Here is a 14368-nt window from a genome sequence, read left to right as displayed (position 1 = left end):
AACCTTAATGAACTTGATTAGGCACCGCTAACGTGAAAGGCGCGATGGGCGCATCAAATTCCGTGCCGTCATCACTTAAAAAACGGTAGCTACCATGCATCACACCAACCACGGTTTCAAGTACGGTGCCACTGCTATAATCGTATGAGTCACCCGGTGCTAGATAGGGGTATTCACCGATGACACCAGCGCCTTTTACTTCCTGTACCTTCTCATTGCCATTGGTAATGATCCAATGACGTGATAATAACTTTGCAGATTCCGTACCACAGTTGGTGATAGTGATGTGATAAGCAAACACATAACGATCGTCTTCGGGCGTTGATTGCTCTTCTAGATACTCGGTACGGACGGTGACCACGATATCGTGCTCTGACTGCATGCTTAGTCCCTTTTACTCACATGATTGGCAATATTGACAAAGTCTTCTACGTCTAAACGCTCTGGGCGCAATGATGGATCAATACCCAATGCTGCGAAGTCTTCGTCGTTCAGGACGCCCTTGTAGTTATTACGCAGAGTTTTGCGGCGTTGCTGGAAGCCAATGCGAACCATGTCTTCTAGCATCTTAAGGTCACTTGCGACAAAAGGAAGCGTCTTGTGTGGCACCATGCGTACAATCGCTGAGTCTACTTTCGGTGGTGGATCGAACGAATCTGGCCCCACGATAAATAGTGATTCAACACGGCAATAATATTGTGCCATGACGCTTAGACGTCCATATAAGTTATCCCCTGGACGTGCGGCAAGGCGATCTACGACTTCTTTTTGCAGCATAAAGTGCATGTCATCAATTTTCTCAGCAAAGCTTAATAAGTGGAAAATCAATGGTGTAGAGATATTGTATGGCAAGTTGCCGACGACACGGATGTTGCCTTCTGTGGCTAGGCTTTCGAAGTCGAACTTCATCGCGTCGGCTTCGTGTACATTCAGCTCTGGGTAACGGAATAAGTTAACGCGCAAGATCGGAATCAAGTCACGGTCAAGTTCCACCACATCCATGCGTTTGGTGACACTGATAATGCCTTCAGTTAATGCACCTTTACCCGGGCCGATCTCAACGATACGTTGGCCTTCTTTTGGGGCGATGCATGCAACGATACGGCGAATAATGCCCATATCATGTAGAAAGTTTTGGCCAAAGCGTTTACGGGCTTTGTGGGGATGTGATTTGCTCATTTAATGTCTTTTTTGGGCGTTTGTTGCCATGGTGATAGCATTTTCAATGGCAACTTTTAAGCTGCCATCACTCGCTTGTCCGGTTCCCGCAAGATCGAGAGCCGTTCCGTGATCAACGGAAGTTCGGATAATCGGTAGGCCAAGGGTGATGTTCACCGCATTGCCAAATCCGGAATACTTTAACACAGGTAGGCCTTGATCGTGATACATGGCCAACACACAGTCGGCTTGCTCTAGATATTTATTTTGGAACAAGGTGTCGGCCGGGAGTGGGCCGATCAGTTTGATGCCTTCTTGGCGAAGCTCCTCTAGGGTCGGGTTGATTACTTCGATTTCTTCACGACCCAAGTGACCGTCCTCGCCTGCATGGGGGTTTAAACCACACACAAGAATGCGCGGTTCGTCACAGCCAAAGCGCGTTTTTAGGTCGTGGTGCAAGGCACGGGTGACCGTTTTGAGCGTCTCTGGCGTGATCGCCGCAGGAATGTCTTTTAACGGTAAGTGCGTTGTCACCAAGGCCACACGCATGGCTTGGCTCGCCAGCATCATGACCACTTGCGGGCTGTTGCATAGGTCTTGGAAAAACTCCGTATGACCAGAGAAATGTACCCCCGTTTCACACAACACACCTTTATGAACTGGCGGTGTCACCACTGCATCAAAGTTGCCATCCAAGCAACCTTGGCCGGTGATACGGAGTGTTTCTAGCACATAAGGAGCATTCGCTACATTCAGCTGTCCGCATTCAACCTCGGCGCTCAATGGTGTTGGCAAGATTTGTACCTCACCCGCTTGATGATCCGTTAACTCTGAAAGGTTGTTGCAGACCTTAATGTTCAGCGCTAGACCCAGCTGTTTAGCGCGTTGGCGGAACAGCTCAGGGTCGCCCACCACCACAAGTTGCGCGGCGAAGTTATCTTGCAACGCAGACAGGATAATATCTGGGCCAATACCAGCCGGTTCACCAGAAGTGATGGCAATACGTGGACTCACATTTCTCTCCTAAAGCTTACTCGCCTTTACGATCAATAAAGGCATCTGCGCGTAATTCGGATAACCAGTTATCCAGCACAAAGTCCTGTTTTTGGGTCATAATAGCGCGCTCAGCATTGCGTCGTTTTACTTGATCACTGATGTCATTTTGACGACGGCCATCGACTTCTAAAATGTGCCAACCGAATTGTGAGCGGAATGGTTGGCTGATTTGACCAACGGCTGTTTGGTCCATTTTGCTCTCAAATTCCGGCACCATAGTTCCAGGCGTCACCCAACCTAGATCACCACCTTGAAGGGTTGAGCCTTGGTCTTCACTGTATTCGCGGGCAATGCTGGCAAAGTCAGCACCATTTTTTAGGCGGTTGTAGAGTTGCTCTGCCAAGGCTTTCGTTTGTTCGTCGTTACGGATTTCATTGGGACGAAGCAGTAGGTGGCTAACCTTCGTTTGTTTCTGGATGGCGACGTCTTTCGCACGTTTATCCACTACCCACAATAAGTGGAAACCAGCATTACTTTGCAATGGACCAATCAGTGTGCCTTGTGGTTGGGTGTTGATGGCTTGAGTGAATAAGCGCGGCAGTTCATTGGCTTTGCGCCACCCTAGATCACCACCTTGAATGGCGAATTGGCCTTCTGAATTTGCAATGGCTTGGTTGATAAAGTCTTGCTCAGAGTGAATTTGGCTAGCAATGGCTTCGATTTTTGCGCGAGCTTCCGCTACATCCGTTGCTCGCACTACAAGGTGGCGTAGGCGGAACTCGGCTTGGTTCTGCCCATTGGCCGCTTGGCCTTGCAGATAATCGTCGATTTCTTGCTCAGTAACGGAAATGCGTGATTGTGCCACTTGTTGGCGTGCTTTACTGATCAGGATTTCATTTTCAATTTGCTGACGGTAGGTGCTGTAATCGACCCCTTGGCCCGCTAGCATTCGCTTCAGCCCTTCCAAATCTGTCTGGAAGTTACCCGCCACCGTTAGAATCGCCGAATCGACTTCCTGTGAGCTGGCGCGAATACCTTGCTTACGAGCGTAGTTGACCTGCAAGGCTTCATCAATCAGTTGGGTAACGATTTGACGATGGATGGTCGTCGTCAAAACGCCACCGGGGACACGGTCTTTTACTACCTGAAAGCGCGTTCTGACGTCGCTATCTAAGATCGGACGTGAGTCCACGATTGCTGCTAAACCGTCAATTTTTACTGGCTCAGCCAATACTGGAGTTGCAGTCCATACAGCGGAAGTCACTAACAGTGAGCAAATAAGCTTCTTATACATCATTAATATCCGACCTTGCCTTGGTTCCAGTAGTCGTCCGCGATGGTGTCGATGTCCGAGTTGGTACGACCCACGCCACTTAAACTACGTAAAATAAATTGTATGAAAACACCTTCGTCAAAGAGACCGTCGTTATCACGCCAACGCTGGTAACTGAAAGTGGTTTTGATACAGCAGTTTTCATAGCCAAATCCTTCCACTTGAGCGGTCTGCTCGCGATCAACCCAGTCATAGGATTGCTGATGGAAGAAATGCCAGTTGTCATTAATTGGGATGATGGTGCCAAAACTCGATTGCTTGGTCATATCATCTTCGTTGTCATCGTATAGATATGAGAAACTAAGATTAAACACAAAGCCACTGTCTGGGGTATATTTCAGCGCACTTTGCGCAAGATCTACACGATTTTCATCAAAATCATAGTTAAAGTGATTTGCTAGGGTGAAATTGTCACCGTTGTAGGCGGCCGTGGTGAGCACCGCACTATGAGTGCTGTCATCCACTACCTCACCAGTGTTGCCATCAATGCCGACTTTACGATCTTTTAAGTAAAACACTTGACCCCCTTGTAGGGTCCAGCGATTGACGTTGTTGTCATCGTAAATGCGACTCTCTAGGCCTAGAGCTACTTGTTCAGTATCACCGATACGGTCATTACCACTGAAACGACGGTGCGAGAAAGCTTGAGCATAAGTCATTTCCATTTCGTTCGCGTCAAAGTCAGGAATGTCCGACTGTGCTTCGTAGGGCGCATACAAGTAGCTCATTTGCGGTTCAAGTGTTTGACGCCAATTGCCATTGAAACGACGCTCGAACACCACGCTGGTATCTAAGTAATAGGAAAGGTGGTTAACACTGGCGCGGTTGTTTTGATCATTATCGTAATCGTGCAGTTGGTAATCACGATATTGATGCAACATACCTGCGGTGATTTCGCCCCACTCATTGCCAAAACGGGCGTTAAAATCTTGGTTTAATACCGCGCGCTGACCATCTTGACCTTCTTTGTCTGGTTCGAAGAAGTCGGTAAATTCAATATCTGGGCGATAGCTGTATTGCGTATCAGCGTAGCGATAAGAAGCACTCACACGCGGTAGCCATTCCAATGGCTTGTCTTCCGCTGGATCCGGGGTCTGGAAGCGACGCACTTGAACGTTGGAGCTGAAGTTACCGAGGTTATAACGTGCGTAGCCACGGCGTTCGTAATGGTCTTCTTCTTGAATACTGGTGTTATTTGCTTCTGGAACACGGTTTTCGGTCGGGTTATCTTCTAAATATGCACCAACACCAAAGGAATCGGTTAGACGCTGATCCGTGGTGAATTTTCGTAGCGTCGCTTCGTCACCGTTTTCATCGTAAAAGGTCGACTGTTCGAACTGAGTTTCGCCATAACGACTTAAGTGGCGCAGCTCAATATCGATCCCTTGCCCATTTTGGTCTTTATCATCTCGATCGGCTTCACCGATTGGCAGCACAAGATTCGGAGTGATGGTGGCATCATATTCCGGTGCAAGATTAAGGTAGTAGGGGGCAGATAGAGTGAAGCTTTTGCCGCTAATGCCGAAGCTTGGGAATAAAAAGCCGGATTGTCGTCGAGTATCTAGAGGAAAGCGTAACCACGGGAAATAAAAAACTGGGATATCATGGATTCGAATCTGTACATGCTTGGCCGTACCAAAGCCGCTGTCTGGATTCAATTCAATACTCGAACCGTATAACTGCCAACTGTTCTCACCCGGCTCACAAGTGGTGTAAAAGCCTTCTTTAATAAAGATTAGGCCATCTCGGGTACGAGAGATTTCACCCGCTTCACCACGGATGCGACTTTTGTGAGACAAGAACTTGGCGTTATCAAATTGGGCAGTTTGGTTGCCGTCCATTGAGCTGATATAAGCGTTGTCACTACGAATGATTTGTCCTTCAGCGCGCAGTGAGACATCACCTTTGGCTTGATAATACTCGCCAGGAACCCCTTTAATCGAATCGGCATCTAGCTGAGACAATGGTTGGCGCAGGGTCGCAGCCCCATCCATAAACAAGGTGCCTTGCTCATCCCGATAGATCATATCGGCCAGTAAGTGAGTATTGTCGCCATCAATAACCTGCCAGCTGTCGACGTAAGCGCCACGGCAGTATTGGCTAAGAGTCGCTTGCTGTGCTTCGCTCAGCGATTCCCTCGGAACCCAATCCCACTCATTTGCCTGAGCCATAGGCAAGATGAAAAGACTTTGAAATAATAGCGCGTAAGAGCGTAAATGCTTTGGCATGCGGAGTATACTAAATCTCTATTACGTGCTAGCGCGATCAACAGCGCGGCACATGTCGGTCCATAATGTCGACAAATAATAATCTATGCGCCCCCTAGGGGGCTACCGATTCGGAGAAATATCTTTATGTGGAAATGGGTTGGGGCAATCGTTGGGATGCTGTTTATGGGCTTTTATGGCCTGATCGGCGGTTTTGTGATCGGCATGTTGATTGACCGAGCAAAAGGCACCAGCACAGGCTACCGTCGCACAGGGGCGTCTTTATTTGAACAACAACAGGTGTTTTTCCAAACCTTATTCCAATTAATGGGGCGTTTGGCGAAGTCGGATGGTCAAGTTTCTCAAGCAGAAATTGAACTAGCCAAAGCGGTAATGCAGCGTTTGCGTTTGTCCACGGATGCCCAGCGTCAAGCGCAAGATCTTTTTAATCAAGGCAAAGCTGAAAGCTTTGATGTGGATGCTGCTATTAATCGCTTTAACAGCGTTGTGGGTGGTGGCATGATGCGCCGCTCTCTGGTCGAAGTGCTGCTGCTCTCTGCCTATGCGGACGGCTATTTTTCTTTAGAAGAAAAAAATCTGTTAAGCCAAATTTGCCTGAAGCTGGGTATGTCGGAAGCGGAATACAACGCTATCCATGAGCAAATTAAACGTCAGACGCATTTTCATCAAGGCTACCAGCAACAAGCCTCAGGTCAGTCTTCTCCTGATTTACTAAAAGCGGCATACGATGTATTGGAAGTTGAGCCCAGTATGAGTGATGCTGAAATCAAAAAAGCATACCGTCGATTGATGAGTCAGAATCATCCCGACAAGTTAAGCTCTCAAGGATTGCCAGACGAAATGATTGAGCTGGCAAAAGAGCGCACGCAAGAAATTCAGTCGGCCTATGAGCTGATTAAAAAATCCCGCAAATAACTTCGCCATCATTGATCGTCTCACCTGCGTGAGGCGATCAATCTAATGGACTTTTATAAAACAGTTCTTTCTCAAATTCAGGCAGCTCTTTTCGTTGACTTTGCTGATTGATATTTTGTTTTAGAAATCCCCATACCCGTTGCACTAAGCGCTTATTTCCCGTTGGGTCATAACGGGCATCAGGCAAGGCATCAATTTGTGTGTAGGCTTCTTGTCGATTGGTGCGTTTGTTGGCTGCGGCTTGGCGCTGGCGTGCGAAACGCTCATCTTGGGGTGTACGGTTAAAGTAATAATCCAACACCGGTAAGCGTAAACGCTCTATGTTTTGTGCCAGCTCGAATTCAGACACGGGTGAAAAAGAGCGTGGCTCAATCAGTATCAAAGCCTGATTGGTGGTGCCACGCTCTGCTGTGTAACGCAAGGCATAGGCTGCACCTGAACGGTAGCCCATATAAGCGACTTGGCTGTAACCTTTATCGCGAATCAACTGTGCGGCCGCATCAATTCTGGCAAATACCGTTTCTTCATTAGGTAAGGTTGGGTTCTCTTCCGGCGCTGCGCCATCGTTTTCGCCCGTTGTGATCGTTACGGGTGTCGCACGACCGCCAATATCGGGGACTTCAATGGATAGCGTACACCAGCTATGTATCGGCAGAGCTTCACGAAGTGGCTGGATTACTTGCGGCCAATCAGGGTGGCCATGGTCACCATGAAGCATGACTAGGCAGCCTTGCGGATCACCGCTTTCAGACTCGCGGAACAAACCTAAGAAGTCTGTGCCATCGGCATTTAAGGTTTCGATTTCATGGCTGTCATTCTCACTAAGTCGAGCAATCAGCCCTGCGATACGGGTTTGCTGTGGCGTCGGCATAACCCGCGGCACATCTGCTTGGACGGTATTGCTACCAGCAGCAGTGTCCGTTTCAGGAGCGGGTGGGTCTTCGGCCCAAACATTGCCTAGCGACAGTGTCAAAAGCCATGTTGTCAGAGTTAATTTCTTCATTGAATTCAATACTTATGTCACTGGCCTTGTTAGAATATTGCGCAAACAACATTCTGTCACTGCCGGAGACAAATATGAAAGATTTTCTTATTGCACCGTCTATTTTAGCTGCGGACTTTGCTCGTTTAGGGGAAGAAGTGGACAACGTATTGGCAGCGGGTGCCGACATTGTGCACTTCGATGTTATGGACAACCACTATGTGCCGAACCTAACCATTGGTCCTATGGTATGTAAAGCGTTGCGTAACCATGGCGTGACAGCGGACATTGATGTGCACCTGATGGTGAAACCAGTAGATCGTTTGATTGGTGATTTCATTGAAGCGGGCGCAAGCTACATCACGTTCCATCCACAGGGCAGCGAGCACATCGATCGTTCTTTGCAAATGATCCGTGACGGTGGTTGTAAGTCAGGTCTAGTGTTTAACCCTGCGACACCGCTAGATGACCTGAAATACGTGATGGACAAGGTGGATATGATTCTACTGATGTCGGTGAACCCTGGTTTTGGTGGTCAGAAGTTTATCCCTGGAACTTTGGATAAATTGCGCGAAGCTCGCCGCCTGATCGATGAAATTGGCTACGACATTCGTCTTGAAGTAGACGGTGGTGTGAGCGAGAAGAATATCGCGGAATGTGCGGCAGCAGGCGCTGATACCTTCGTGGCAGGCTCGGCTATTTTTGGTAAGCCAGATTACAAAGCCGTGATTGATCAGATGCGCGCCGAGCTGGCTGGCGTGAAGCGATGAGAACACCACAACATCTAAAGCGATTGTTTGAAGGTTGGCCTGAGTTAGTTTGTTTTGACTTAGATGGCACACTGGTGGACAGTGTGCCGGACATTGCTGCGGCGCTGGACCAAAGTTTGGTGGCCCTAGGTGGAGCTCCTGCGGGTGAAGAGCGAGTGCGTGGTTGGGTTGGCTATGGCTCCGCTAAATTGGTGCAACAAGCCCTAGAGTGGGCGAATTTGCCAGAAGCACGCATTGAAGAAGGCTATAAGATTTTCTTAAAGGCGTACTTTGAGAACTTAGCGGGGCGCTCGACCTTATATGCCAATGTCGAGCCTGTTTTGAAAGCGTTTAAATATCAAAAAGTACCAGTTGCTCTCATTACCAATAAGCCAAGTTTGTTTATTAAACCGCTGTTGGATCACTTTGGTATCTCTACTTACTTTAGTTGGATGCTCGGTGGTGACTCGCTAGAAGATAAAAAACCGTCACCAGTACCGTTATTGCATTGTATGGAAGACATTGAATCAACGCCGGAAAAGTGTCTGATGATTGGCGATTCACTTGCGGATTATCGCGCTGCCAAAGCGGCGGGCTTTAAATGTGCATTGGTCACTTATGGTTACAATCATGGTGTGGATCTCACCGAGCTTGAAGCCGATATATTGGTCGATGATCTGGCTGAGCTGTTAATGTGATCTAGCGCTAGCTTTATTTGGTAATTCTAATAAATGGGCAGGTAATTGTCGTAATGGACATGACCAGCCCATTTTTTTTGGCTAGAATCCTGCACGCTTAAACTTTGAGTGATGATGTTGTCGATGTTGCAAACTTTCCTAACCCGAGCAAACGAACTTGCGCGCATTGGCCTGTTGGCCATGCTGTTGCTGACGTTTGGCCCATTGGTAGGACAGATTAGCGCTGCATCCCATCAAGCGGCAATGGCCGATTGGGTTTGTGGTGATGAGGTGGCGACGAGCGCCATGTCTCACGGACATCATGGAGCCGATCATAATCACGCTTGGTATGAGCAGTGTGAGTACTGTTCTCTCGTTCAGCACTTTCCCTTCTTAAGTGTCTACACGCCTCAATTCACCGCTGCAAATAGCTTGGTGGAGGCTGGTCCAGTCGTACCGGTTCGCAGCGCCTTTCGTAATAAGGCCTTGTTTGCCCATGCCCCCAATCGCGCGCCACCTGCTCTGATCAGTTAACCGTTTTAATTTTTTTATTAACTGAATTAGAGATGTAACAATGAAGCAATTTTTTGTGGCTGGATACGCACGTCCAGCGAATACTGCACGTCCTCAACTTATCGCACGCCGCCCATTATTGGCATTGGCACCATTAACCATCGCAGTGGCCTTTGCCAATCATGCACTGGCACAAGAAGTCGCCTTATCGAATGCTATTGTGGTCAGTGCTCCACAAATGGAAGCACCAGTGATTACTCGCGTGAATTTACAAGAAACCCCTGTCCTACAGTCCGCGACTGATGGTGCGACAGTATTGGAACAAATTCCCGGTTTTTCAGCGATTGGTAATGGGGGAACTAATGGTGACCCGACGTTCCGGGGGATGTTTGGGTCCCGTTTGGCGATTTTGACCAGTGGCGCGCAGATGGCAGGAGCCTGCCCTAATCGTATGGATAATCCAAGTGCTTACATTAGCCCCTATTCTTACGATGAAGTGGAAATTATCAAAGGTCCTCAAACGGTACTATGGGGGCCTGGGGCATCGGCAGCCACAGTGCGTTTTGAACGAGCTAAAGAAGATTTTTCTGAGCAAGACTACCGTTTAAATGCTAGCGCATTAGTGGGCAGTAATAATCGCTTTGACCGCCATATTGATGGCGTCTTGGGTAATGAAAAAGGCTACCTCCGCTTAGATGCGAATGATTCACGAGCGGATGATTACGACGATGGTAACGGCGAGGTGGTGCCTTCTGAGTGGGATAAGTGGAACACCAGTGCGGCCGTCGGCTGGACGCCGGACGAAGACACTCTGCTTGAATTAGAAGTGGGTCGTGGTGACGGTGAATCCAAATACGCGGGACGCAGCATGGACGGAACTAAGTTTTTGCGTGAAACCGCAGCGCTGCGTTTTGAGAAACAAAATCTGGGCGAAAACTGGCGCAAGCTGGAAGCGCAATTTAACTACGGCTACGCCGATCATATAATGGATAACTTCACCTTACGAGAGCCGCCAATGATGCCAATGGCGATGGAATTAGACCGCCGTACGCGTAGCGGCCGTGTGGCCTCTACATGGGACTGGAGTGATTACTCATGGATCTTAGGGGTAGATGCTAAGGAAGAAGAGCATCGTCGTGGTTTAAACATGGCGAAAACCATGACGGACTACACCAGTGAGCAAGCTGGCCTCTTTTCAGAGTTAACTTGGTTTATGAATGATACTCAGCAACTGGTATCTGGTTTGCGTTTTGATCGAGTGAGCGCCACCGATGAACTGATGACGACGGCGACAGCAGGGCAGGAGCGTTCGGATAACTTGGTCAGTGGCTTCATGCGTCTAGAAACCGATCTAAGTAGTATGCCTGCAACGACGTATGTGGGCTTGGGCTATGTGGAACGTTTCCCTGATTACTGGGAGCTAAAACCAAGTAATGCTAGCTTATCTGGTGATGTAAATGCCTTCGCTGGAGTACAACCTGAGAAAACAGCACAGATAGATTTAGGGATCAACTACCAAGTAGAGGATCTAAGCTGGTGGCTGTCAGGTTATGCGGGAGTTGTGAACGACTATATTTTGTTTGATTACTCGAATGGCACGCAAGTAGGTAATGTAGATGGTTACATTGCAGGGGCGGAAGCCGGGGCTCGTTATCAGTTGAGCGATAACTGGAGTTCAAATGGCTCGATCGCTTACGCATGGGGTGAAAATCGAGACAGCAATGAAGCGTTACCGCAAATTGCGCCACTGGAAGCGAAACTGGGTTTAACCTATGAGCAGCAAGCGTGGGCAGTAAACTCGGTTGTGCGTTTGGTCGCTAAGCAAGATCGTGTGGCACTTGATCAGGGTAACGTGGTGGGCTATGACTTCGCCGAGTCGTCTAGCTTTGCCACCTTTGATATCAATGGTGAATACCGTTTGAATCGGGTGGTGACATTGCGTGCAGGGATCGACAACTTGTTTGATCGCACTTATAGCGAACACTTGAATAAAGCGGGTAGCTCAGCGTTTGGTTATGCTGCTGATACCGCGTTTAATGAGCCTGGACGAACGGTTTGGGCCAGTGTGAACGCCTCTTTCTAAGGCATTGAGCTTTGAGCTATGAATAAAAAACGGGGCATCACTTGATGCCCCGTTTTTCTAGATGGGTGAGTGTTGTTACTGGTTGGTTTCTTCGTCACCCACTTGGGAGGTATCCGCTTGGTTTTCGTTGCCGTTTTGGCGCGAATGCTTCGCGGAAATTTTTGGCTTAGCGGCCGGCTTAGCGGTGTTGGAAATGAACTCTTCCCCTGTGTCTTGCTGTTCATTAAATAAATGCAAAGTGCGTGTCGGGAAGGCGACTTCGGCTCCATGTTGTTCAATGATTTGCATGGCTTGGAATAAGACATCTTGCTTCACTTCGTGGTACTTCGCCCAGTTGGTAGTGCGCGTGTAAGCATAGATAAAGAAGTCTAAAGACGATGGGCCGAACTGGTTAAAGTTCACCATATAGATTTCGTTGTTATCAATCTCATCGTGCTTGCCGACCATTTCTTTGATGTCATCTAGAATTTGCGCTAGCTTGCTAAAATCATTGTAACGCACACCAACGGTTTCGTTGATTCGACGATGTGACATACGAGATGGGTTTTCTACCGAAATGGTGGAAAAGGTCGCGTTTGGTACATACAGAGGGCGTTTGTCAAAGGTGCGAATACGCGTTTGACGCCAGCCGATATGTTCGACTGTTCCTTCGATATTCTTATCTGGAGAGCGGATCCAGTCGCCGACTTTAAAAGGGCGATCTAGGTATACCATCAAACCACCGAAGAAGTTTGCTAATAGGTCTTTGGCAGCAAAACCCACGGCGATACCACCGATACCACCAAAGGCTAATACACCAGAAATACTGTAGCCGAGGTTTTGTAAAATCACCAAGGCAGCGGTAATGATCACGGCTGCGCGCAATAGTTTACTAATGGCACTAGCCGTCGTGTAGTCCACGGGCTTGTTGCTGGCGCGACCAGAAATCAAAGTGGTTTCAATGCCTTTTACACAGCGCAAAAGGAACCAAGCGATGATGGCGATCACACCAATCTGACGAATCTTTACGACAATTGCGGTAAATTCTTCATCCAGTTGGTTTTCTGAAATCTGTGCCGCAATGCTAAGGCCGATCAGCCAGATAAATAACCGCAGAGGCGGCATGGCTGCCTCGACGATCATGTTGTCCCAAGGCGTACGTGTACGCTGAAGTTTGTCGTCAATACGAAGTAATAAACGACCAATAACGAAGTTTAAGGTGAGAGTGACAAACACTACGATAAACACCTTCACGATCCAGTGCATCGGGCTATCACCAAAACCCAAGTATGGCTGAATGGTTTCCCAAGTCATGCTTGTTGATCCCTTTAAAGTTTAACAAGTAACAGTTTACAAGTTGCCTTATTACAAAAGTAGTAAGGTACCCAAGCCTAAGAAGGCAATGTAACCGGCAATGTCTGTCACTGTGGTCAGAATTACCGAGCCAGATAGGGCTGGGTCGATTTTCAATTTATCTAAAACCACAGGGATTATGACGCCAGAAAGTGCAGCCATTAAGATATTAATAACGATAGCCATCGCAATCGTAAAACCGAGCATTGGGTTTTGGAACCAGAATAACACGGCTGCACCGATACAAATTGACCAGACAATACCGTTTAAACCGCCTACCTGAAGCTCTTTCTTTAACAGGGAACTGAAGTTGGCGCGGGTAATCTGACCGAGTGCCAAACCACGCACAATCAAAGTTAAGGTTTGGCTACCGGCGATACCGCCCATGGAAGCCACAATGGGCATTAATACCGCCAACGCCACGACTTGTTCAAGTGTGGCTTCAAACAACCCTATAAATGCCGACGCCATAAAGGCTGTCAGTAAGTTAATGCCCAACCAAATACCACGGGACGCAGCGCTGCGTTTTACCGGCGAGAATAAGTCCGAGTCTTCGTCGAGGCCGGTATTCGACATCTGCACCGCTTCTTGCTCAAGGCGTCGGGCTTCAAGTGCATGCCCAGCGTGAAAGCGGCCAACTAATAATTGGTTTTTATCCAGCACTGGCAATGCCGATACTTCACTCTTTTCCAGTAAATCGGCCGCTTTGATAACATCTGTTTCGGCATCAATAAAGGGGTAATCTTCTTCCATTAAACCGGAAACATGCTCATGGGGTTGAGCATTGAGTAATGCATGAAAATGCACACAGCCGACCCAGCGCCCCGTACGGTTGACTAAATAAATAGTGTCTGAGTAGGGAGCCGAAGCGCGACGAAATAAACGCATGGCTTCTGAAACACGGATGGTTTGTGCGGCCACAACTAGCTCGTGATCAACCCAACGCCCCGCTTCATCTTCCTCGTAGGTAACACCCTGTTGGTAGTATTCGCGCTGCTTTGCATCCATTTTTTGCAAAGCAATTTCGATCATTTGATCGGGAAGCGAATCCGCTATTTCAAGCAGGTCTTCTGCATCCACGTCAGAAAACAGCTCAGCGATTTCAATATCGTTAAGCTCTTTTAAGAGCAGCAAGCGTGATTCACCACGCATCTCTACTAAGATGTCGAGTCGATTAGTCTGCTTAATACTGTCCCAAACAAAGCGGCGTTGGGAGACAGGGATGGACTCTAGGGCAAGGGCGACGTCATCCGGCGGCATCGAGCTGATGGCTTTATTGATGGCGTCGTTGGAAATGTTCTCTTGAGTCAATAGCTCAATTAGTTCTGCAATCGGGTTGGACATTGGCTTGCCCCTTATACGTCTTTATTAATGCTATCAGTTTGAGCGAATTCATCTTTAG

13 protein-coding genes are annotated in these 14368 nt (G+C 48.2%); 5 read left to right on the top strand and 8 right to left on the bottom strand.

Going from position 1 to position 14368, the window contains the following annotated elements; genetic code table 11:
• Positions 1-4: 4 nt before the first annotated feature.
• The 5 genes from apaG to ASC49_RS13625 are packed head-to-tail and all read right to left on the bottom strand — an operon-like array spanning position 5 to position 5715.
• A complete protein-coding gene (gene apaG, locus ASC49_RS13645) occupies positions 5-382 on the bottom strand; it encodes a Co2+/Mg2+ efflux protein ApaG (RefSeq protein WP_055463815.1) in 378 nt (125 codons plus the stop codon).
• 2 nt (positions 383-384) lie between these two features.
• On the bottom strand, positions 385-1179 hold the full coding sequence (gene rsmA, locus ASC49_RS13640; protein WP_055463814.1) for a 16S rRNA (adenine(1518)-N(6)/adenine(1519)-N(6))-dimethyltransferase RsmA: 795 nt from the start codon (positions 1177-1179) through the stop codon (positions 385-387).
• Positions 1180-2172 carry a 4-hydroxythreonine-4-phosphate dehydrogenase PdxA gene (gene pdxA, locus ASC49_RS13635; RefSeq protein WP_055463813.1) on the bottom strand — a complete coding sequence of 331 codons (993 nt, stop codon included), beginning with the start codon at positions 2170-2172 and terminating at the stop codon, positions 1180-1182. It abuts the gene before it with no gap.
• 16 nt (positions 2173-2188) lie between these two features.
• Complete coding sequence (locus tag ASC49_RS13630) at positions 2189-3451, bottom strand: peptidylprolyl isomerase (RefSeq protein ID WP_245624721.1); 1263 nt, start codon at positions 3449-3451, stop codon at positions 2189-2191.
• On the bottom strand, positions 3451-5715 hold the full coding sequence (locus ASC49_RS13625; protein WP_055463811.1) for an LPS-assembly protein LptD: 2265 nt from the start codon (positions 5713-5715) through the stop codon (positions 3451-3453). The genes ASC49_RS13630 and ASC49_RS13625 overlap by 1 nt, the downstream gene beginning before the upstream one ends.
• A gap of 126 nt (positions 5716-5841) precedes the next feature.
• On the opposite strand from ASC49_RS13625, the gene djlA reads away from it, so the two are divergent.
• Positions 5842-6630 (top strand): co-chaperone DjlA, encoded by a 789-nt coding sequence (gene djlA, locus ASC49_RS13620; protein WP_055463810.1) that lies wholly within the window; start codon positions 5842-5844, stop codon positions 6628-6630.
• A gap of 37 nt (positions 6631-6667) precedes the next feature.
• Here the strand turns inward: djlA and ASC49_RS13615 are convergent, their stop codons facing one another.
• The gene (locus tag ASC49_RS13615) at positions 6668-7633 is read right to left on the bottom strand and encodes a DUF3530 family protein (protein ID WP_055463809.1); all 966 of its coding nucleotides are present in this window, start codon (positions 7631-7633) and stop codon (positions 6668-6670) included.
• A 74-nt stretch (positions 7634-7707) separates the two neighbouring features.
• Here ASC49_RS13615 and rpe point away from each other — a divergent pair, with 74 nt between their 5' ends.
• From rpe to ASC49_RS13595, 4 genes are all read left to right on the top strand, one after another.
• On the top strand, positions 7708-8382 hold the full coding sequence (gene rpe / locus ASC49_RS13610; RefSeq protein ID WP_055463808.1) for a ribulose-phosphate 3-epimerase: 675 nt from the start codon (positions 7708-7710) through the stop codon (positions 8380-8382).
• On the top strand, positions 8379-9059 hold the full coding sequence (locus ASC49_RS13605; RefSeq protein WP_055463807.1) for a phosphoglycolate phosphatase: 681 nt from the start codon (positions 8379-8381) through the stop codon (positions 9057-9059). Before rpe ends, ASC49_RS13605 begins: the two co-directional genes overlap by 4 nt.
• 123 nt (positions 9060-9182) lie before the next feature.
• Complete coding sequence (locus tag ASC49_RS13600; RefSeq protein WP_162265215.1) at positions 9183-9572, top strand: DUF2946 domain-containing protein; 390 nt, start codon at positions 9183-9185, stop codon at positions 9570-9572.
• Between the two features lie 40 nt (positions 9573-9612).
• Positions 9613-11634 carry a TonB-dependent copper receptor gene (locus ASC49_RS13595; RefSeq protein ID WP_055463805.1) on the top strand — a complete coding sequence of 674 codons (2022 nt, stop codon included), beginning with the start codon at positions 9613-9615 and terminating at the stop codon, positions 11632-11634.
• Positions 11635-11709: 75 nt separating this feature from the next.
• Here ASC49_RS13595 and ASC49_RS13590 read toward each other — a convergent pair whose 3' ends face one another.
• Positions 11710-12927, bottom strand: coding sequence for a mechanosensitive ion channel family protein (locus ASC49_RS13590; RefSeq protein WP_082443845.1), 1218 nt, complete (start codon positions 12925-12927; stop codon positions 11710-11712).
• Positions 12928-12978: 51 nt separating this feature from the next.
• Positions 12979-14310, bottom strand: coding sequence for a magnesium transporter (gene mgtE / locus ASC49_RS13585; RefSeq protein WP_055463804.1), 1332 nt, complete (start codon positions 14308-14310; stop codon positions 12979-12981).
• Positions 14311-14368 lie beyond the last annotated feature (58 nt).

Source organism: Marinomonas fungiae, assembly GCF_001418205.1.
Classification (GTDB): domain Bacteria; phylum Pseudomonadota; class Gammaproteobacteria; order Pseudomonadales; family Marinomonadaceae; genus Marinomonas; species Marinomonas fungiae.
Note: the sequence above shows the minus strand (reverse complement) of the source record. Positions and strands in the feature narration are given on the sequence as shown.

Coding starts and splice junctions, on each gene's coding strand:
- ASC49_RS13605 (WP_055463807.1), top strand. CDS start 8,379: ATGAGAACACCACAACATCTAAAGCGATTGTTTGAAGGTTGGCCTGAG.
- ASC49_RS13590 (WP_082443845.1), bottom strand. CDS start 12,927: ATGACTTGGGAAACCATTCAGCCATACTTGGGTTTTGGTGATAGCCCG.
- ASC49_RS13600 (WP_162265215.1), top strand. CDS start 9,183: ATGTTGCAAACTTTCCTAACCCGAGCAAACGAACTTGCGCGCATTGGC.
- apaG (WP_055463815.1), bottom strand. CDS start 382: ATGCAGTCAGAGCACGATATCGTGGTCACCGTCCGTACCGAGTATCTA.
- ASC49_RS13630 (WP_245624721.1), bottom strand. CDS start 3,451: ATGATGTATAAGAAGCTTATTTGCTCACTGTTAGTGACTTCCGCTGTA.
- mgtE (WP_055463804.1), bottom strand. CDS start 14,310: ATGTCCAACCCGATTGCAGAACTAATTGAGCTATTGACTCAAGAGAAC.
- ASC49_RS13625 (WP_055463811.1), bottom strand. CDS start 5,715: ATGCCAAAGCATTTACGCTCTTACGCGCTATTATTTCAAAGTCTTTTC.
- rpe (WP_055463808.1), top strand. CDS start 7,708: ATGAAAGATTTTCTTATTGCACCGTCTATTTTAGCTGCGGACTTTGCT.
- rsmA (WP_055463814.1), bottom strand. CDS start 1,179: ATGAGCAAATCACATCCCCACAAAGCCCGTAAACGCTTTGGCCAAAAC.
- ASC49_RS13615 (WP_055463809.1), bottom strand. CDS start 7,633: ATGAAGAAATTAACTCTGACAACATGGCTTTTGACACTGTCGCTAGGC.
- ASC49_RS13595 (WP_055463805.1), top strand. CDS start 9,613: ATGAAGCAATTTTTTGTGGCTGGATACGCACGTCCAGCGAATACTGCA.
- djlA (WP_055463810.1), top strand. CDS start 5,842: ATGTGGAAATGGGTTGGGGCAATCGTTGGGATGCTGTTTATGGGCTTT.